Genomic DNA, 19,072 nt, shown 5'->3' on the forward strand with positions numbered 1-19,072 from the left:
AAAATTGTATATCTATACTAATTTCTGGGTACTCTGAAAAGCAAAATTACGCCAAGCCCAAAGAACACGACAAAAAACAGAATAGCCGGTTTTATACTATCAAACATTTGGGTAACAATTCCGTAGCACACCATCCCGATAACGATTCCTATTTTTTCAGAAACATCGTAAAAGCTAAAGTAAGAAGCCGTATCCAGTGCCCCCTCTGGGATAAACTTAGAGTATGTAGACCTTGACAGCGATTGTATACCTCCCATGACAAGCCCCACAAAACCAGCCGTTACATAGAACTGAACTGGAGAAATAATGGTAAAGGCATACACACATATTGCAATCCAGATAAAGTTTAGTGCGATCAATGTACGGATGTTCCCGTATTTTTCAGACGCCTTCGAGGTTAGGTAAGCCCCCAGCACCGCTACCAATTGTATGAGCAATATACTCACGATCAATCCTGTTGTAGGGTTAGTGGTCCCCCACTCTAGTTCTTCAATACCAAAATAGGTTGCAATCAACATAATGGTCTGCACGGCCATGCTGTATACAAAAAATGCTGCTAGGTACCTTTTAAGCTGAAGGTTTTGCTGGGTCTTGTGCCAAATTAGCTTCAGTTCCCTAAAACCGTTGAAAAGCACATCTTTGGTAAATTTTTCCTTTTTGTTCCCTTTTGGAAGATAATAATAGGTGTACTGGCTAAAGCCTATCCACCATACTCCCGTAAGCACAAAAGACAGGCGGGTTGGGGTTCCTTCGCCTTCAAAACCAAATGTATCGTGCATCAGTATCATCGACAGGCACAGGAGCAACAATAGTACGCTACCTATATAGCCTAGTGAATATCCTTTAGCACTCACTTTATCCTGTTGTTCAGGAAAAGCAATATCTGGCAAATAAGAGTTGTAGAAAACCAAGCTGGCCCAAAACCCTATCAATGCGAAAAAATAACACAGTAAGCCAAACCATAGCTGCTCCATAGAAAACCAATAGAGCCCGATGCAACTCACTGCTCCCAGATAACAAAAAAACTTCATAAACACTTTTTTGCTACCCACATAGTCTGCAATACCGCTTAGCAACGGACTTAAAAAAGAAACCATTAAGAACGCAGCTGCGGTTACATAGCTAATCAGTGTGTCGTTATTGAAACCTACACCCATAAAGACAACCGTATCGTCCAGTATATTCCCATCTGAATCCTTTACTAAGGTGAGTGCGCCATAGAAAATAGGAAATACAGCCGAAGCGATTACCAAACTATACACAGAGTTGGCCCAGTCGTAAAAGGCCCAAGCATTTAATAATTTCTTACTGCCTTTGGGTAGGTTTTTGGACATAGTGAAGTTTTTTGAACATAAAAAAAGCTGCCAATTTCATTTTTGGCAGCTTCCAAAGTACTAAAAATACTGTTATTGTAACGTTATTTTTCAAAACTAGTTACCCCAAACTTCCGGGCTTCTGCTCTCGCTTCTGATGCCCAAGAGGTTATATTGTTAATTCTGGTAGTACTGGATGGGTGTGTGCTCAAAAATTCTGGCGGTGCATTTCCTCCAGCATTCGCTTTCATACGTTGCCAAAGTTCTGCTGCGGCTATTGGGTCGTAACCAGCTATGGCCATTAACGTTAATCCTATTCTATCTGCCTCGCTCTCGTGGTTTCGGCTAAAGGGAAGCATTACCCCAACAGTAGAGCCCAATCCATACGCCTGGTTGAATATTTGTTGTTTCTTAGGGTCGTTGCCCAAGGCCAGGTTACCAGCTACAGCTCCTATTGCTTGATATTGTGCAGCACTCATACGCTGTTGGCCGTGATTGGCCAATGCATGGGCAACCTCGTGCCCCATTACAGCTGCAACACCAGCTTCCCCCTGTGTTATGGGTAAAATACCTGTGTAGAATACAATTTTACCACCTGGCATACACCAAGCATTTACAGCAGGGTCTTCCACCAAGTTGTATTCCCACTTATAATTGTTCAAATAGCCAGTGTAACCGTTTGCATTCAACCAACGCTCAGATGCTGCGGCTATCTTTTGGCCAACATTCGTTATCATTCTAGCATCAGCAGTTCCTGTAACCACTTTGTTTTCCTGCAAAAACTGATCGTATTGCTGAAAGGCCATTGGGAAAATTTGTGAGTTGGGTACCAAGGCCATTGTTCTCTTGCCCGTAAACGGATTGGTCGCACATGCAATTGCAAGCGCTGCCACCAGTCCTATTGAAAAAATAGTTTTAAATTTCATGATGTAGTGTTTTATAAAGGATAAATATAGCATTTATACACGCCTCCTGCTCTTAAAAAAAAGTTATATCTATATCAATGGTATTCTAAAGTGGAACGACTTTTGTTTCTTTAACAACACGAAACAAACCTACAATAGCTTGTTTTGTTAAAGATTTACTCACTTTTAAACCAGAAATAACCATGAAAAAAGCATTTTTACTCTTCAGCATCATCACAACATCATTGTTCTTAACTTCCTGTGAAGGAGACCCAGGACCTCCGGGACCACAAGGGGAGCCCGGTATAAATATCCTCGGGCAGGTTTTTGAAGTAACCATAGATTTTCAATACAATCCAGATACGGGATTGCAAGATGCTCTTGTAAACATCCCGACAGATATAGAGGTTTTCGAGAGCGACGCCATATTGGTGTATCGTTTGGAAAAAGTAGTGAATGGCCCGGCAGGCGGAGCAGATGCTTGGAGCCCATTGCCACAAAACTTTTTTTTAGGGAATGGGGATATTATCCAGTACATCTACAACCACACGTTTTTTGATGTTGAATTCCTCATCGATGGGAATTTTGACCTAGCCACGTTAGGAAGTGACTTTACCAACGACCAAACGTTCAGGATTGCCGTAGTACCTTCAGAATTTGCAAATAGTAATTTAACCATGTCGCAATTGCTGGATGGGTTACAATTGGACCCTTCTGAAATAACAACACTTGAAAATTAAAGAAATGCTAAAAGTTTTAGTGTTGGTGATAGGTTGCTTATCTTAATTTCCTAATAACAGTATTGTTTTCACTAAAAAATCCAAAAATGAAAAACACACTTATACTTCTTGGCCTGTTAACGCTTTTCAGCTGTAAAAGCCCTGCACAGGAAAATAAAGAACAATCGAAAGAAGATTTCAAAATAAATAAAACTGAAGCCGAGTGGAAGGCAGAGCTCACCGAAATGGAATACTACGTACTCCGTGAAGAAGGTACCGAGCGTGCCTTCACCTCACCACTCAACAAGGTTTATGAGCCTGGAACTTTTATATGTGCTGCTTGCAACACTCCTTTGTTTGAAAGTGAACACAAGTTTGAAAGCGGTACAGGTTGGCCAAGCTTTGACAGACCCATTGAAGGAAATGTAGCGTATGGATCTGACAAAAAATTGGGCTACACCCGCACCGAAGAACACTGCGCTACCTGTGGAGGCCATTTGGGACACGTATTTAACGATGGTCCCCGTGAAACCACCGGAAAGCGTCACTGTGTCAATGGTGCTGCGCTAGACTTTGTTCCTAAAGGAGAAAAATTACCGAACATTGAGTAACTATCCCATACATAAAACCGAAGAAGAGTGGCTCGAGGAATTGGGCCCAGAACGATATAGGATACTTCGCGAAAAAGGAACCGAACGCCCCTTTAGCGGCAAGTACAACCTTACTGTAGATAAAGGAACGTATGTATGCGGTGCCTGTAAGACACCGTTGTTCGAGAGCAACAGTAAATTTGACAGTGGTTGCGGGTGGCCCAGTTTTGATGAAAGTATCGATGGGGCCGTAGAATATATAAAGGATACCTCCCACGGGATGCTACGTACCGAAATCCTTTGCGCAACCTGCGGGAGCCACCTTGGCCACGTATTTAACGACGGTCCAACAGACAGTGGACAGCGGTACTGTGTAAATTCGTTGTCGGTAGATCTAGATAAAGAATGATATTAAAATTCTACCAAATACAAAATCCCAAATTCCAATTCCTGGAGTTTGGGATTTTCTTTTGGAATTTGGTTTTTGGAAGTTGGGGTTTTTACACTAGCATTTCGTAAATTCGTACCCGCAAATAACGATAAAACTACAACATGAGTACATACGATATTATTGTTCTTGGAAGTGGCCCCGGAGGCTACGTAACGGCTATACGGGCTTCACAACTTGGCTTCAAGACTGCTGTTATTGAAAAGGAAAGCCTTGGTGGCGTTTGTTTAAACTGGGGCTGTATCCCAACCAAAGCATTGCTAAAGAGCGCACAGGTGTTCGATTATTTGAACCACGCCGAAGACTACGGGCTTACCGTAAAAGGAGCCGACAAGGATTTTGGCAAAGTGATAGAGCGCAGTCGCGGGGTAGCAGATGGAATGAGCAAGGGCGTTCAGTTTTTGATGAAAAAGAATAAGATAGATGTGATTGAAGGCTTCGGAAAGCTGAAACCCGGAAAAAAGGTGGAAGTTGAAGGCAAGGAATACAGCGCAGACCATATCATCATTGCGACTGGGGCACGTTCCAGGGAACTACCCAACCTTCCGCAGGACGGGAAGAAAGTAATTGGGTACCGTGAAGCCATGACACTGGAAAAACAACCCAAATCCATGATCGTGGTAGGTAGTGGTGCCATAGGTGTAGAGTTTGCTCACTTTTACAACGCTATGGGGACCGAGGTGACCATTGTTGAATTTTTGCCAAATTTGGTTCCTCTCGAGGATGAAGAGGTTTCTAAGCAATTTGAGCGTTCGTTCAAAAAAGCGGGTATCAAGGTAATGACCAATTCTTCGGTTGAAAAGGTAGACACTTCAGGTAAGACCGTAAAAGCCACAGTAAAGACCAAAAAAGGGGAGGAAACACTGGAAGCGGACGTGGTCCTTTCAGCAGTTGGTATTGCCGCTAATATTGAAAAAATTGGTCTCGAGGATGTAGGCATTGTAACAGATAAAGGTAAAATCATGGTGAACGATTGGTACCAAACCAACATCCCAGGCTACTATGCCATAGGTGATGTGGTACCGGGACAAGCTTTGGCACACGTAGCATCTGCCGAAGGTATTACCTGTGTAGAAAAAATCGCAGGAATGCACGTGGAGGCTATGGACTATGGTAATATACCAGGCTGTACATACGCCACTCCAGAAATTGCCAGCGTGGGAATGACCGAAAAACAGGCCAAGGAAGCAGGTTACGAGCTAAAGGTTGGTAAATTTCCTTTTTCTGCCAGCGGTAAAGCAAGTGCTGCGGGTACCAAGGATGGATTTGTAAAGGTAATTTTCGATGCTAAATACGGCGAATGGCTGGGCTGCCACATGATTGGTGCCGGCGTGACCGATATGATTGCTGAAGCCGTTCTGGGTAGGAAATTGGAGACCACAGGACACGAGGTTCTAAAAGCGGTACACCCACACCCTACTATGAGTGAGGCCGTGATGGAAGCCGTGGCCGATGCGTATGATGAAGTGATACACTTGTAGAAAAACTCTATAAAAATTGATAGTCCCGTAGCCTCTTTGAAGTTGCGGGATTTTTTTTGTCTTTAGATGCTGAAACCCATGCCCAAGAAGAGTACATTGGGAGAGAGCTCTTCAAGGCCCAAGGTATATTTTAGGTTCAATTGTAGGTGATCAGAGAAATGATAGGCTGCACTCACGTCTGCACGAACCTTAAAACTGTTCACAAAAACATCGAAAAAGTAATTTAAACTGGGGCCTGTCAACAAACTTACATTGTCCGTAACATAGTATTCGGCATACAGGGGCATATTCAAGAACTGGAACTCCCCCACCCCCTTATACAATAATTCGGGTTGTATGTGGAACCGTTCCCCAATTGGGAAATCTACAAAAACACCAGCGAAATAACCCAGCTCGACATCTTGATTTTGACCAAATTGTTCTTGGTTTGTATTATAAAAAGTAAAATTAACCCCTCCCATTGTACCAAATTCAGTTTGGGCCGTGAGCGGTACAATAGCAAAGAACAGAAATACTATAAAGAGTTTACATTTCATTTAGGTTGTTGTTTGTTCGGCTAAAAAGCTTTGTATGGCAAGATCGTAACTCTGTAGTCCAAAACCAACAATCACTCCCTTAGCGCCACTGGATATGTAGGAATGGTGCCTATAATCCTCCCGCATAAAAGTATTGGAGATATGCACCTCTACTACAGGGGTCTCAATAGCTTTTACGGCATCGCCTATCCCTACCGAAGTGTGGGTATAAGCGGCTGCATTAAGCACGATACCATCGTACTCAAAACCTAATTCCTGTATTTTATCAATGAGTTCCCCTTCAATGTTGGATTGGTAATAAAAAAGTTCTACATCGGTGTATTTGAACTGAAGCTCAGAAAAATATTCCTGAAACGTTTTATCACCGTAGATGTCTGGTTCTCGCTTGCCCAATAAGTTAAGATTGGGACCGTTTAGTATTGCAATTTTCATAGGTTAAATATAGCCATAAAAAAAGAGGAGGCTAAAAAGTACTTTTTAAGCCTATTTAAAATCTATCCCCAATTTTAAGATTGTTGATTAAACCAGTAGGTTCCGACTGCGTCCAACCTGAAAACAGAATTGTTTTCTGAATTAGGCACCCTTCAAAAAAGGATAAGAATGTGTACAGCGTTAAAAAGAAAAGTGGATACCTGCTTTTGCGTGCACGTAACCCGCATCCAACAGTACATATTTTATTTCGGCATAAAGGTTTACGTTATCTATAATATTATAACGATACCCTGTACCTAGGTTCACCCCAAAATCTGAGTCTGACACTTCACTCTCGCTCTCAAGGGAGCCTCCACCCAGACCAAGTGTTTTAACCGTAATGGATAGATATTCCCCACCAGCAAATGCATATAATTTGTCAACTACGTAGTAACGGCCGTTAAGGTCCAGGGCAAACCATTTGTTACGTACGCCAAAATCTTCATCTACGGCAAATGTCCCACCAAAGGCAACACCCCATTTTTCGTTAAAATCGTAATTGAGGTCTAGACCACCCCCTACACCTTCCAATTCGGTTAGGTAGCCACCGTGGACCCCTATCCCAAATTCCTGGGCCTGTACAGTAACTGTTGTAAAAAGAATGGCAATAATGAAGACTATTTTTTTCATGTTCTGGTTTTTAGATTTACTGAATCAAAAATACAATTTTTGGACATAAAAAAAGCAGAAGATCACTCTTCTGCTTTTATAGTTTTTTCAGTTTTTATTAGAAAGAATATCCTACTGAAACTTGGAATACATTGTTTTGGTTTTCTGGAACGTCAATATCCAAGTCACCAAATATTCCGAAATCCACATCTCCTTCGTTAATATTTGAGAGTCCTAGGGTATATCTAGCACCGAAGAACACTCCCATATCCAAACGGTATGAAGCACCTAGAGCAAGGCCAAAGTCAATTCCACTAACAAAGTCTGAGATATCTTCCTCTCCAGATTCAAATTGCTCATCGTTAGGTCCCTGTACCTCAAATTCTTGGTTGGCAGATACCAAGAAACCTACTTGTGGTCCCGCTTCTACTGCCAATCCCTCTACTATGTAGTATTTTGCCATTACAGGTATATTAATGTAGTCCAAATTAGTTTCATCAGAAAATGTAAAACCATCCTCTTCGTCCTCTAGACTATATCCCTGTGCAGAATAAAGTATTTCTGGCTGGATACCAAATTTTTCAGTAAACATAATCTCTACAAGACCCCCTATATGGAATCCTGTTCTACCTTCCACGTCATCAGTATTATCGCCACCAATCGAAGCGAAATTAACACCCGCCTTAGCGCCAAAACGTAAATCCTGGGCATTCATAGCGCCAAAAGAAAAGATTGCGATTGCAATGAATAGTACTTGTTTTTTCATAATTAAAATTGTTTATAGTTTATTGTTAATGTTAAGTAAAGCTAATAAATATATTTTTAATGGTATAACACAAGAGCTTCTGTTTTGCTAACTATTGGTTTTCAATATATTACAGGAAACTGTACCCGATCGATAGTGTCACCACACTATTTTTTCCACTTGCGCCTTCTGCTTCCGGTACATCAGAGAAGCCGAAATTGTACCTGCCTTCCAATCGTAATCCCAATGGCACATCGTAGCCTATACCTACAACACCAGATACTTCAAAATCATTTACTGCAATATCGTTTATTACTTCCCCTATAACCGTTTGAGCATCATCATTCACAACAACACCAAACTGAGGTCCTGCCTGTACGTGAAAACCTTTCACCAGAAAGATTTTTGCCACGATAGGCACGTTTACGTAGTCCAGGTTAAACTCTCCTGCATCAAACTCTGCTCCTTGCTGGGAGTACAGTAAGTCTGCTTGGATTCCAAACTTGTCACTTAATTTTGCACCCACGAAGGCACCCACGACCAGGCCGGTACGGCTACTGAGGTCCAAATCTGCTGCGCCTTGTTGTGCATCAGTGATATTTGCAAAGTTTACCCCTGCTTTAAGCCCTAAATCGATTCCTTGTGCAACTGCCCCGGTGGTTACCAAGACCATTAACAGCACGACACCTAATTTTTTCATTTTTCTAGTTTTTAAGTTGTTAAGCGATACCAAATATACTAGAAGATGTATGTTTATTTATTAATATTATATTAAATTGACTGTTTGAAAACCTAACGCTATGAAGTGGCACAATGCCCTAAAAGACTACAAAAGCTACCTAAGGATAGAGCGGGGACTTTCGCAAAATACGCTTCAGAATTACAGCTTGGACATTCAAAAATTGATACATTGGTGTGAGGAACATTCGGTTGCCAAAAGTCCGCTCACTATTTCAGAAAAGGAGATACAGCAATTTATCTACCATATTGGGAAAACAATGAACCCCCGGTCGCAAAGTCGCATTATCTCAGGCTTACGTGGTTTTTTTAACTATCTGGTGTTTGAAGAATACCGCAAGGCCAACCCATTGGAACTCATTGAAAGTCCCAAGATAGGCCGTAAACTCCCGGACACCCTCTCTACCCAGGAGATAGACCAATTAATTGCTGCCATAGACCTTGGCAGTCCGCAAGGGGAACGCAACCGTGCGATGCTGGAAACGCTGTATGCGTGTGGCCTGCGTGTCTCGGAACTTATCCATTTGAAAATTTCAGACTTGTTCTTCGAGGAAGGTGTTATAAAGGTAACCGGAAAGGGCGATAAGGAACGCTTTGTACCCATAGGCAAAAACACCATAAAATACATCACGATATACCGTAACGAGATACGGGTACACCAAAAGCCAAAACCCACCGCTATAGACACCCTGTTCCTAAACCGGCGTGGTAACGGGCTCACCCGCGCGATGGTCTTTACCATTGTAAAAAATCTAGCCGAAAAGGCCGGGTTGAAAAAAAGCATAAGCCCGCATACCTTTAGACATTCCTTTGCGACCCACCTGTTGGAGAACGGGGCCGATTTACGTGCCATACAACAAATGCTGGGGCACGAGAGTATTACAACTACTGAAATTTATACCCACGTAGAAACCTCCTACCTTACGCAGGTGATGGAAAAATACCACCCCAGAAAGTAAGCTTTCGTTAAATAAAGGCTAAAGTGATTTTATTTCTTCAGGAAGCGCGATCTGTTCAGTAAATTTAGAGAAAACTGAAACTATGAAAACATTACAATTTAGCAATAAGGACACTATGCACTGCATAGGTCTTGGTACTTGGAAAGCCAAAGGGAACGAAGTAAAACAGGCCGTAAAGGATGCCCTCTACGCAGGCTATAGGCATATAGACACTGCGGCAGTGTACGGAAACGAAACAGAGATTGGCGAAGCACTGGCCGAAGTTTTTGCCGAAGGGAACATCTTTAGGGAAGACGTATTTATCACCTCAAAACTTTGGAACAATGCGCACAAGGAAGGCCAAGTGATCCCGGCGTTGCAACAATCACTGGATAGACTACAATTGGACTATCTGGACCTATACCTTATACATTGGCCCGTAGCCTTTAAGGGAAATGTAGATTACCCACAAAAACCATCGGACTATTATTCCTTGGAGGAAGTACCTATTATTGAAACCTGGAAACAAATGGAAACCGCAAAGGAATCCGGGATGGCCCGCCATATTGGGGTGTCCAACTTTAGCGATATAAAATTGAAGGACCTGGTGAGCAAGGCGAAGCTAAAACCAGAGATGAACCAAGTAGAGCTACACCCCCTACTCCAACAAGACGATTTGCTGGCATATTGCAGATCTGAAAATATTTTTATGACTGCCTACTCTCCCTTGGGATCTGGCGACCGCTCTGAAGCCATGAAAGGTGAGGACGAGCCCAACCTATTGGACATAGAAACCATTAAAAAAGTTGCCCGTAAGCACAATGCCAGCGTAGGACAGATTTTAATAGCTTGGCACTGCCACCGCGGTACGGCCGTGATACCAAAATCTACCAGTAAGGAGCATATCGAGGAGAACTTCAAGGCCGCAAGGATCGAGCTGGACGAGACCGATATGAAGGAAATTGCCGCGTTGGACGAATGCCGAAGGTTTATTACAGGTGAATTCTTTGAAGAACCCAGCAAAGGCTACAGAGACATTTACGATGAAAAATCACCCATCGTGGAAGGTATCAAGGAGGGTATTGCCAAGGTTAAGGATTTGCTTTCTTAAAAGGATGGAGCAACACCAAGGTTGAGAAGGTTGTTGAGGCTGGGGAGTATTCGGTTTTGTGAAATGTATGGTGTTATAGGTTATAAGACCTAAACGGTATATCAACTTTTTTTCCAACTAATGAATACGAGGAAATTACTGATGCCAATATACAATTGTTGCAGCACCCCAATTACAAGCAATAGCTCGAGCCAAGGGATATACCCGAACGCTGCTACAAAATGTAAAATTATGAGCACTGGACCAATTATGGAATCCACTACATCTTTGAACCCCTTTGGTTCAGGTTTAATCTTATACTTAAAAACCGTATAAATAATCGAACTGAAGTTTGCTAGGTGCAGTAACCCGATCCCCAAATTAGCCAACCTCCAAACCAGGGAATTGTTCTCAGCCTCAATACTAATTATCTGTGGCAATAAGGAACCTACCAAAGCGGTTAAGGTTGTTGTGACCAAAGCTTGAAATTGTATTTTTTCATACTTGTCCCAATCATCCGAGCCGTGTTTTAATGCAACAACAACCCCCGTAAAACCCAATACTCCCAAAGCTATTTGGGCAAGGGTATTCAACAAATCGGAATGTTCCATTGGTTAGTTTGGTTTATGAGCTATAACATTTTTGTATAGAGCCAGTTGCGGGATTAAAGGTACTGATTTTCGGATTAGTACAGACTTTTGCAATTCTAAGGGCCCACCTATGGGCAGAAAGGGATACGGATAGCCTGTACAGACATTCGGGATAGTTGAATGTGCCGTTATTGTGGTTATACTTTGTTGTGATTTCGTTATTTTTTTCTGTTTTTATTCAGCCATTCAATTCCATTCCAACTTGGACTTGATCCACCGAGTTCAGGAAAATCCAAATCAGGATTATCCGATTGTATTAGTCCGATTAATTTTTGTCCAGTCAAAAGCCAAACTCTTGATTCCCTTGCAATAATATTGAGAATAGCTTCTGCAAATTTTCCGTCTTCTTTCACAAAGTTGTCATATCGCCTAAAAACTAAAATCAGTCCTTTGTATTTTTTATTATACATCTCAGTCAAACAATCCGCAAACGCATTAAGGTTTTCTCCATAGTAATCTGGGAAATTCAGAGCAGTTTTTAAATTCTGATGTGCGTTTTTCCTATTCCAATTTCGACAATTCACTTCTATAATCTCGAAGTTATTATTGTTAAACCAAATCAAATCTTCGTCGAGAACTCCGTTTTTGAAATATTTGCAAATCGGTCCGTCTTTTAGAATTTCTATATCCTTTTCTATTTTTTCTTCGTTTAATTCCATTTATTAATTCAAATCCAAGAGTTTTGTCATAATGGAGCACAACGGGTTTTCATACAATATGGCTGGTCTTGAGCTGCAGCAATAATTCGCTGTTCCAATATTTTTTAAAGTTAGGGAATTTTATTTTGAAGAACTGTGCTAGTGCTTTTCATAGGATACTTTGTTGGCAGTTGTTGGCAAACTAGAAGATTAATAAATTAACAGTTTTTTATTTCCTTCAATACCTTCTTGATCTAAGACTTTAACAAAATATACTCCAGCAGTTAGTGTTTCTATGTTAACATTTCTTTTATATTCAGATTTTAACACTAAGCGTCCTGCGGAATTTAAAATTCTGATTGAAGCTATTTTTTTATCACAGGTTATATTCAACATCTTGGATGTTGGATTTGGAATGATCGAAAATCGCACTGTATCATTTTCTGGCATACCCAATATAGATAAGTTCTCAAACCAAGTAACTTTATCATTAGAGGCTGATGTAGCAATAAAATCCATGTCACCATCTCCATCAATATCAGCTACAGAAATAGATCTTGGATTATTAAAATTGCTTTCAATTATAGGTTGAATCGGACCAAAATTCTGACTTCCTAAATTTTCAATCCAAGATACAGATCCATTTAAGTTGCTAGTTAAAACGCTCGTAAAGACTATATCGTAATCGCCATCATTGTCAAAATCTACAGGCTGTATTGAAGATGGTTTTTCTTCCATATTTGCAATAATTTGAATAGATCCAAAATTTCCTTCTACGTTAGAATACCATACAATTTCTCCGCCAGGAAGAGTATTATTTGGAACATTGTTATTAGATATTATATCTAGATCGTTATCTTGATCAAAATCTACTAGATTTATCCAATCGACATAAGTTTCTTGATCGGCAACTAATAATTGATTTCCAAAATTTCCTTGGCCATCAAGATTTTCAGACTTAGCAATTACACCGGCTTCTGAATTTACATAAACAATATCATTATCACCATCATTATCTAAATCACCTGCTTTAATTCTTCTAGGACGGTTTGTTTGGCTTAAACTAATTCCTGATCCAAAATCACCTAGACCATCTAGATTTTCATGCCAAAAATATCCGAATGGACTGAAATCAGAACTTGTTAATACATCTATGTCATTATCTCCATCCAAATCTGCTGTATCAATGCCGAAAGAACCCATTTCGATATCTGAAAGTATATTTCTAGTTCCAAAATTTCCTTGACCGTCAATGTTTTCGAACCAAGCAACCTCATGCGATAAATAAGAGCTGGATAAGACATCTAAATCGTTATCACCGTCTAAGTCTGCTAAATGAATGTCGTATAAAGTATTAAATCCATCCGCGACAAAATGGCTCACACTAAAATTCCCATCTCCATCAACATTTTCATACCATTCAATTGATTCACTTCCTTGCCCACCAGAAATGATATCCATATCACCATCATTATCTATATCTCCAGCAAGATTCACAACGGGAAAAGATAAATTATGAGAGATATCATGTGGACTAAATGTTACTTGAGCGTGAAGTGAGTAATTCAATAATAGAAGTAATATTAAACATTTTTGCATGGAGTAAGTTATTTTATATAAAATTAGGTAAAATCAAATATAGGGGGATTTGATTGAGGTCAATGTTATTTTTTCGTTTAAATGTTAATTCGTCAATCTTGTTGCCAACGGTATTGTGTATGAAACGTAGTGTATAAATAGACACTAACTTTTCGGATTTAGCACGAGCCGAATTTTATATTTTTATGTTTAATTTTCTTTTCTAAATATAACTAAATAAAAAATTTGGTGTACTTTGTAAATATACAGAAACCTCTCGGAAAGCCTATTATAGCTATGTTTTATACACGTTGCTGTAAGTAGTGCCACGTTCTGCTTGGTTTTCGGATGTTTGTTATTTAGTTCAAATGTGAGCTTTGGCAAGACATACTCTTTTGCAATTTTTGGCTTGTGTGTTGGCTGAAGCGAATTGCGAATGTGTATGGCTTTGTGCGCTGGCTATTTTTCAACTATAATTTCTCGTATTAAATTTTCTATTTTCTTATTGCTAAATTGTTTTCTGAATTTAATCTTAATTGTATCTCCAAAGAACTTTTCTGCGTGTCTAATCTTCTGTTTCTCCTCATTCCTTAAACTTTCTTCTGCTGTATTTTTTGTTTCTACAACAAAGTACAATTTTTTCGATTTGTCCTCATAATTCAAAACATAAGCAAAATCAGGCGAATAACTTTTTCCGCCAGCAACAGGAATCTTTATTGAGTTTTTTGGGATTTTAGAGAAAACAACTACTTCTTTCAAGTTTTGTTCAATATTCTGTTTTTCTAATTCAGAATCGTAAAATAATTCATCAAGTAGATAGGTTTGTGCTACTTTATTCTCGGAATACATCACACCAACATCAGAAGCAGAAATTTCTTTTAATACATTTCCTTTTTCGTCAGTAAATTTAGTTGGATGAATTTCATTGCTCACTTTTTGATATTCAATTCCAAATTTATCTATTGCGTTATACATTAAATAATTCTCGAATTTTTGCTTAATAATACGGACTGTGGCAATATTTAGAAATTTGTTTATGTCGATATTAGAATCAATAAATGAACTGTTTAAAGTCTTTATATTGATATTTAGTGTTTTTGCTAATTCCTTTAAGAAGCTACTGTACTTCATTGTAGAAATTGGCGTTATCTCATTTCCATAAATTTCTTGTTCTTCTTTAACTCCAGCAATGTTGTCAGTTATTTCAATTTGCGCTGTTCTTTCTTTTATGCCTTCAATAGTAAAATTACTGTTTTGCTCATTCAAGAAATTAACAAATAAGGATTTGAATTTATCTTCTTTTTCAAACTTATACTCTAAAATTACCTTTTCATTTAATTTCTCCCACAGTTCTTTTAATTCGGTGTATTTTTCTGTTCTTATGCTTACTTGTTTTTTCTTATCTGTAGATTTTCTAACTTTATTAGAGCCAACACCTTCAAATATTTTGGGATAGTTATGTTTAATAAAATCAAAACCACCTTCTTTGAATTTATTAGACCTTGTAACAACATTATTATCGTCTAATATTTCAAATAAATCATCTTCTGTTGTTTCGTATAGTTCACAAATTTTCTTTACAATATCGTCTGATAATTTTTCAGGAATTTCTTCTATTGATATAGCTCCTGATTTCTCATTAATTTCATTCACTAATTTATCTACAAAATCACTTTCTGTAAAATCTACAAAGTAGTTTAGATAAAACTGTTCGTCTTTTACTCGGTTACCGTATTCATTTACTGGAAGTCTTAAACCTCTACCAACTTCTTGTAATTTTGAAATATCGCTACCGCTACTTCTTAATTTACAAATCTGAAAAACATTAGGATTATCCCAACCTTCTCGCAATGTCCATTTTGAAAAAATAAATCGTCTTGGATTATCCAATTCAAGCATTGCTTGTTTGTCGTGCAGTATTTCGTTTATTTCTTTTTCAATCGCTTCATCTTTCTCTGAATTATCTTTTGAAAAATAACCTGCGTGTGTAAGACTTATATCTTGCAAGGTTTTTTCAAGATACGCTTTGTAAAACTTGTTTTTTTCGGTTTTAAGTAAAGTTTCTATTTCTGCTTTTATTAAACTTTCAATAGTTGTTCTTAAATATCCATTTTCGTTTCTATACTCTTCTATATTATCAATAAAAAAGAGAGTAATTGGTTTAATTTTTACACTTCTTGTGAGTAATTGTTTTTCATTTTCAAAGTGGCTTTTTATGGCTTTTTGAATCATTATTTCTTGCAGTTTTTCTGCATAAGAATAAGGGTTTAATTTATCTCCTTTAGATAATTCAATTCCATTAGATAAAACAACTTTACTTTTGTTTAAACTTTCTACGTACAAATCTTCCATTGCAGAATGTACTCTTTGTAAACTTTCTTTTTTAGTAAGTTTGAATGTCTTTTTACTCTTGTCTTCCAATAATTCAAAAGTAGCTTCTTTTCCGTCCGTATTATTGAGTTTTACAATAGCATTCTTTCCGCTTTCAAACTCTGTAATATGACCTATTACACCTTTTACTAAATTACGATTGAAAGAATCAACCGCAGTTAATGTGTAAACTAAATTCTCATATTCTTTAAATGTTGCACCATAACGCAAGACAAATTGCGGTTTCATTTTTTGAATATTCTCCCAAGTTTTGTTCGATTTTGAAAATTTGTGAGGTTCATCTATAATTAGAAAAGGATTGACAGCAGAAATGGCATCAATAGGTACGGTGTATTTGTCAAATATTCCCCTGTCAAAAGATTGTTGCATCGTTTTAGAGTTTATCATTCCTGCATTGATAACTAGTACTTGAATGCTATTTTTTTCATAAACTCCTGCGTTTACAAAGCTATTTACAGCAGGTGGCATAAACGATTTTTTGTTTTTACCTCCTTTTTTACTTTCTACGATATGTAATTTAATGGTTTTGCCATATTGTTCTTTAAAATGTGCTCTTGCACTATCACTTTTTAAAAAATCGACTGTTCCAGCTTTAATAGAAAGTGTAGGAACAATTACAATAAATTTAAAAAGACCGTAATTTTTATTGAGTTCAAAAATGGTTTTGGTATAAGTATAGGTTTTTCCTGTTCCTGTTTCCATCATAATATCTATGATGTTACTGTTCAGATTTACCTTTCCTTCAATATTATTTACCTTTTGTAATTCTATAATGTTTTTAGGATAGGTATTATTACCATCATAAATTTTCAAGACGGGATTAAGAAATTGTTTATCAACTCCTTTTGCTTGTTCTACTTCTAAACTATCAAAAACTTTAACAGTACTTTTTACCGCTTGAGTTTGATGTTGTAGGTTCTTTTCAAAATTAAATCCTTTCATATTAGAAGCGTGTTATAAAGTCAATATCAATACTTTTTTTGTTAGCATAAGACTTAATATTTTCGCTTATTTCACGCAAACTTTTACTCTCAAAATGATAACCAAATGCAATGATAGATGTTGGGTTAAAACCTTTATCATTATCTATTTTTTCTAATAATAATTTTAGGTTTTCCGTTGTAAATCCTTTATCCATTAAATATAATTTTTCACTACTGTAATGTGCTGTGTAACCATCTAAATTAGTATCTTGTATTGTTTCAGTAAGTGGAATACCGTCATAGGTTTTCCAAGTAACCAAAAGTGCTTTTATGTCTTCTTTGGTTAGTTTACTTTCGTCAAATAAACTTGTTTGTTTTTCAAGTTCTTCTGATTCAAAAGTATAATCTTCCCAAATTGGCATTGTTTCAAATACTTTGAAACCTAAATCTTGATTTGATAAGTCTTCGCCTTCTCGTTCTCCTTGTATTTTTTTACTTGCTCTTACTAATCTTTCTTTGGTAATATCAAAAATGGTAGGCGTTTCTACTTTTAATTCATTTTTCACAAAATCGTAAGCTGTTTGATTACTTTTTTGGTCAATTAGTTCGGGTAATTGTGCCAAAATAAATTTGCGATTTCCAGCATCTTTTGCGTTGAGTTGCATTACAGCATCTCCAGTTGTTCCTGAACCTGCAAAGAAGTCTAGAATTATAGCCTTTGGATCATTATAAGAAATTGCCTTAATAATCGTCTTAATCAATTTTGTCGGTTTTGGGTTGCTAAAAAGGTCAATACCGAAAAGTGATACAATTTGTTTTGTAGCATCCTCATTTGTTTCCATTTCATAATGAGTTGGTGAAAACGAGTTTTTCATCTTCTTTATTTCGCCACCAATTTTTATATGGTTTGGTCTAAATGGAATTTTGCTAATTGAAATTTTTTCTTTGTTTTTTATTATTTCATTTAAGGTGTTTTGAGAATATCGCCATTCCCCTTTAAGTGTAAACTCATTTTCATTTAAACCATCTTTAACAATCAATTCGTTAAGTAATTCTGTAATAATTTTGCCTTCAGACATATCTTGTGGCTTAACAGTGCAATCTTCTATTGAAAATTCAACTGTTTGAGGTGGAAAAGTTAGCTCTTCTAATGAATTACCTGCGTTGTTAAATGGGTACTTTTTACCTTCTGTAGTTTTTTCTATTGAAAAAGGAAAAGTTTTGCTAGAATTATTTACATAACACGTTATATATTCCGAGAGTTTACCTACATTTTTATGCAAAAAAGATGGTTTCTTTTTCTTTTCCCAAATAAACTCACTTACAAAATTTTCCTCTCCAAAAATTTCATCCATCAACAATTTTAATTGTGCCACCTCATTATCATCAATAGAAATAAAAATGACACCATCATCTTTTAAAAGCTGTTTGGCAATATAAAGTCTTGGATACATAAACGTTAACCAAGCAGAGTGAGAGTTACTATTACTTTGTGTAAAGTCTAAAATACGTTTGGCACGTTCTTCATTTATTCCTGCTAATTCTTGTAATTCTTCTATGGTAAATTTTCTGTCGTCTGAGTATACAAAACCATCACTACCTGTATTGTATGGTGGGTCAATGTATATCATTTTAATTTTTTTGTAATAAGCATTTGATAAGTGCTTTAGCACTTCCAAATTGTCGCCTTTTATGAGTAGGTTCCCAGAATTTTTATTTTCGTCTTTTTGGTTAAAAGTTTCATCTTCTTTTAATAGAGTAGTGGCTTCGTCTGTTGCCAATAAACGAGCATAAGATTTACCCAACCAATCCATTCCGTAACTTTCTTTTGAAAAATTAATTTCGTTTTTAGAAAGTTGGGTTTTAAATTTTTCAAAGTCAAATTCTCCGCTTTTGTCAAAACAGTTTGGGAAGTTTTGCCTTAGTATTTCCAAATCCTTGTTTGGTGGTTGTATGTTGCCTGTTATTTTTTGTTCTTTGCTCATCTTAATTCCCAGTATTATTTTCGTTATCTACAAGTAAGTCTTTTGCGTTTACTTGAAGTATTTCTGCTATTTTGTATAAGTCTTCCAAACTTGGTTGTCTTTTGTTTCTTGCGTATTCATTAATGGTCGGATAACTTTTGTCCATTTTTTCAGCAAGCCAAGTCTGACTAATTCCTTTATCTTTTAAAACTTCTTTAATTCGGTTCATTTTAAACCTTTTTATAATTAGGCAGAAAGATAGCAAAAATACATTGTTAAATAATGAAAATGTTCATTGTATTATCAGAAGTGTGTGGTTGGAAAAGGCAAGCTCTTTTTATTTTT

General features: G+C 37.5%; 19 protein-coding genes. 6 read left to right on the forward strand and 13 right to left on the reverse strand.

Annotation, left to right across the window (positions count from 1 at the left end; genetic code table 11):
- Positions 1–17 precede the first annotated feature (17 nt).
- Both C8D94_RS09795 and C8D94_RS09800 read right to left on the reverse strand, forming a co-directional pair.
- Entirely contained in the window at positions 18–1,334 is a 1,317-nt protein-coding gene (locus C8D94_RS09795; RefSeq protein WP_115123768.1) for an MFS transporter, read from the reverse strand.
- Between the two features lie 83 nt (positions 1,335–1,417).
- Positions 1,418–2,239 carry a M48 family metallopeptidase gene (locus tag C8D94_RS09800; protein WP_115123769.1) on the reverse strand — a complete coding sequence of 274 codons (822 nt, stop codon included), beginning with the start codon at positions 2,237–2,239 and terminating at the stop codon, positions 1,418–1,420.
- A gap of 182 nt (positions 2,240–2,421) precedes the next feature.
- Here C8D94_RS09800 and C8D94_RS09805 point away from each other — a divergent pair, with 182 nt between their 5' ends.
- The 4 genes from C8D94_RS09805 (at position 2,422) to lpdA (ending at position 5,456) form a co-directional block, all read left to right on the forward strand.
- Entirely contained in the window at positions 2,422–2,958 is a 537-nt protein-coding gene (locus tag C8D94_RS09805) for a collagen-like protein (protein ID WP_115123770.1), read from the forward strand.
- An 86-nt stretch (positions 2,959–3,044) separates the two neighbouring features.
- Entirely contained in the window at positions 3,045–3,548 is a 504-nt protein-coding gene (msrB, locus tag C8D94_RS09810) for a peptide-methionine (R)-S-oxide reductase MsrB (protein WP_115123771.1), read from the forward strand.
- Positions 3,541–3,936, forward strand: a complete 396-nt coding sequence (msrB, locus tag C8D94_RS09815) for a peptide-methionine (R)-S-oxide reductase MsrB (protein WP_115123772.1) — start codon at positions 3,541–3,543, stop codon at positions 3,934–3,936. The genes msrB (C8D94_RS09810) and msrB (C8D94_RS09815) overlap by 8 nt, the downstream gene beginning before the upstream one ends.
- A gap of 143 nt (positions 3,937–4,079) precedes the next feature.
- Complete coding sequence (lpdA, locus tag C8D94_RS09820) at positions 4,080–5,456, forward strand: dihydrolipoyl dehydrogenase (RefSeq protein ID WP_115123773.1); 1,377 nt, start codon at positions 4,080–4,082, stop codon at positions 5,454–5,456.
- A 62-nt stretch (positions 5,457–5,518) separates the two neighbouring features.
- Here the strand turns inward: lpdA and C8D94_RS09825 are convergent, their stop codons facing one another.
- The 5 genes from C8D94_RS09825 to C8D94_RS09845 form a co-directional block, all read right to left on the reverse strand.
- Positions 5,519–5,992 carry an outer membrane beta-barrel protein gene (locus C8D94_RS09825; protein WP_115123774.1) on the reverse strand — a complete coding sequence of 158 codons (474 nt, stop codon included), beginning with the start codon at positions 5,990–5,992 and terminating at the stop codon, positions 5,519–5,521.
- Positions 5,993–6,424 carry a type II 3-dehydroquinate dehydratase gene (gene aroQ / locus C8D94_RS09830; RefSeq protein ID WP_115123775.1) on the reverse strand — a complete coding sequence of 144 codons (432 nt, stop codon included), beginning with the start codon at positions 6,422–6,424 and terminating at the stop codon, positions 5,993–5,995.
- Between the two features lie 180 nt (positions 6,425–6,604).
- Complete coding sequence (locus C8D94_RS09835; protein WP_115123776.1) at positions 6,605–7,093, reverse strand: outer membrane beta-barrel protein; 489 nt, start codon at positions 7,091–7,093, stop codon at positions 6,605–6,607.
- Between the two features lie 97 nt (positions 7,094–7,190).
- Entirely contained in the window at positions 7,191–7,838 is a 648-nt protein-coding gene (locus C8D94_RS09840; RefSeq protein ID WP_115123777.1) for a porin family protein, read from the reverse strand.
- Positions 7,839–7,947: 109 nt separating this feature from the next.
- A complete protein-coding gene (locus tag C8D94_RS09845; RefSeq protein ID WP_115123778.1) occupies positions 7,948–8,517 on the reverse strand; it encodes a porin family protein in 570 nt (189 codons plus the stop codon).
- A 100-nt stretch (positions 8,518–8,617) separates the two neighbouring features.
- Between C8D94_RS09845 and xerD the strand changes: the two genes are divergently transcribed.
- Positions 8,618–9,514, forward strand: a complete 897-nt coding sequence (xerD, locus tag C8D94_RS09850) for a site-specific tyrosine recombinase XerD (RefSeq protein WP_115123779.1) — start codon at positions 8,618–8,620, stop codon at positions 9,512–9,514.
- An 82-nt stretch (positions 9,515–9,596) separates the two neighbouring features.
- Complete coding sequence (locus C8D94_RS09855) at positions 9,597–10,604, forward strand: aldo/keto reductase (protein ID WP_115123780.1); 1,008 nt, start codon at positions 9,597–9,599, stop codon at positions 10,602–10,604.
- A 101-nt stretch (positions 10,605–10,705) separates the two neighbouring features.
- On the opposite strand, the gene C8D94_RS09860 is transcribed toward C8D94_RS09855, so the two are convergent.
- The 6 genes from C8D94_RS09860 to C8D94_RS09885 form a co-directional block, all read right to left on the reverse strand.
- A complete protein-coding gene (locus C8D94_RS09860) occupies positions 10,706–11,194 on the reverse strand; it encodes a hypothetical protein (RefSeq protein WP_115123781.1) in 489 nt (162 codons plus the stop codon).
- Between the two features lie 197 nt (positions 11,195–11,391).
- The gene (locus C8D94_RS09865) at positions 11,392–11,892 is read right to left on the reverse strand and encodes a barstar family protein (RefSeq protein ID WP_115123782.1); all 501 of its coding nucleotides are present in this window, start codon (positions 11,890–11,892) and stop codon (positions 11,392–11,394) included.
- Positions 11,893–12,081: 189 nt separating this feature from the next.
- Positions 12,082–13,470: an FG-GAP-like repeat-containing protein gene (locus tag C8D94_RS09870; RefSeq protein WP_115123783.1), complete on the reverse strand. Its 1,389-nt coding sequence runs from the start codon at positions 13,468–13,470 to the stop codon at positions 12,082–12,084.
- A gap of 438 nt (positions 13,471–13,908) precedes the next feature.
- Positions 13,909–16,782: a type III restriction-modification system endonuclease gene (locus C8D94_RS09875; protein WP_115123784.1), complete on the reverse strand. Its 2,874-nt coding sequence runs from the start codon at positions 16,780–16,782 to the stop codon at positions 13,909–13,911.
- Between the two features lies 1 nt (position 16,783).
- Positions 16,784–18,748: a site-specific DNA-methyltransferase gene (locus C8D94_RS09880; protein WP_115123785.1), complete on the reverse strand. Its 1,965-nt coding sequence runs from the start codon at positions 18,746–18,748 to the stop codon at positions 16,784–16,786.
- Between the two features lies 1 nt (position 18,749).
- Positions 18,750–18,956: a helix-turn-helix domain-containing protein gene (locus C8D94_RS09885; RefSeq protein WP_115123786.1), complete on the reverse strand. Its 207-nt coding sequence runs from the start codon at positions 18,954–18,956 to the stop codon at positions 18,750–18,752.
- Between the last annotated feature and the right edge of the window lie 116 nt (positions 18,957–19,072).

Source organism: Marinirhabdus gelatinilytica (genome assembly GCF_003353425.1).
Classification (GTDB): domain Bacteria; phylum Bacteroidota; class Bacteroidia; order Flavobacteriales; family Flavobacteriaceae; genus Marinirhabdus; species Marinirhabdus gelatinilytica.

What these genes read in the sequence shown, in the direction of transcription:
- C8D94_RS09795 (WP_115123768.1), bottom strand. Translation starts at nt 1,334, where the DNA reads ATGTCCAAAAACCTACCCAAAGGCAGTAAGAAATTATTAAATGCTTGG.
- C8D94_RS09855 (WP_115123780.1), top strand. Translation starts at nt 9,597, where the DNA reads ATGAAAACATTACAATTTAGCAATAAGGACACTATGCACTGCATAGGT.
- C8D94_RS09885 (WP_115123786.1), bottom strand. Translation starts at nt 18,956, where the DNA reads ATGAACCGAATTAAAGAAGTTTTAAAAGATAAAGGAATTAGTCAGACT.
- xerD (WP_115123779.1), top strand. Translation starts at nt 8,618, where the DNA reads ATGAAGTGGCACAATGCCCTAAAAGACTACAAAAGCTACCTAAGGATA.
- msrB (WP_115123771.1), top strand. Translation starts at nt 3,045, where the DNA reads ATGAAAAACACACTTATACTTCTTGGCCTGTTAACGCTTTTCAGCTGT.
- C8D94_RS09845 (WP_115123778.1), bottom strand. Translation starts at nt 8,517, where the DNA reads ATGAAAAAATTAGGTGTCGTGCTGTTAATGGTCTTGGTAACCACCGGG.
- C8D94_RS09880 (WP_115123785.1), bottom strand. Translation starts at nt 18,748, where the DNA reads ATGAGCAAAGAACAAAAAATAACAGGCAACATACAACCACCAAACAAG.
- C8D94_RS09800 (WP_115123769.1), bottom strand. Translation starts at nt 2,239, where the DNA reads ATGAAATTTAAAACTATTTTTTCAATAGGACTGGTGGCAGCGCTTGCA.
- aroQ (WP_115123775.1), bottom strand. Translation starts at nt 6,424, where the DNA reads ATGAAAATTGCAATACTAAACGGTCCCAATCTTAACTTATTGGGCAAG.
- C8D94_RS09840 (WP_115123777.1), bottom strand. Translation starts at nt 7,838, where the DNA reads ATGAAAAAACAAGTACTATTCATTGCAATCGCAATCTTTTCTTTTGGC.
- C8D94_RS09870 (WP_115123783.1), bottom strand. Translation starts at nt 13,470, where the DNA reads ATGCAAAAATGTTTAATATTACTTCTATTATTGAATTACTCACTTCAC.
- C8D94_RS09865 (WP_115123782.1), bottom strand. Translation starts at nt 11,892, where the DNA reads ATGGAATTAAACGAAGAAAAAATAGAAAAGGATATAGAAATTCTAAAA.
- lpdA (WP_115123773.1), top strand. Translation starts at nt 4,080, where the DNA reads ATGAGTACATACGATATTATTGTTCTTGGAAGTGGCCCCGGAGGCTAC.
- C8D94_RS09860 (WP_115123781.1), bottom strand. Translation starts at nt 11,194, where the DNA reads ATGGAACATTCCGATTTGTTGAATACCCTTGCCCAAATAGCTTTGGGA.
- C8D94_RS09825 (WP_115123774.1), bottom strand. Translation starts at nt 5,992, where the DNA reads ATGAAATGTAAACTCTTTATAGTATTTCTGTTCTTTGCTATTGTACCG.
- C8D94_RS09805 (WP_115123770.1), top strand. Translation starts at nt 2,422, where the DNA reads ATGAAAAAAGCATTTTTACTCTTCAGCATCATCACAACATCATTGTTC.
- C8D94_RS09835 (WP_115123776.1), bottom strand. Translation starts at nt 7,093, where the DNA reads ATGAAAAAAATAGTCTTCATTATTGCCATTCTTTTTACAACAGTTACT.
- C8D94_RS09875 (WP_115123784.1), bottom strand. Translation starts at nt 16,782, where the DNA reads ATGAAAGGATTTAATTTTGAAAAGAACCTACAACATCAAACTCAAGCG.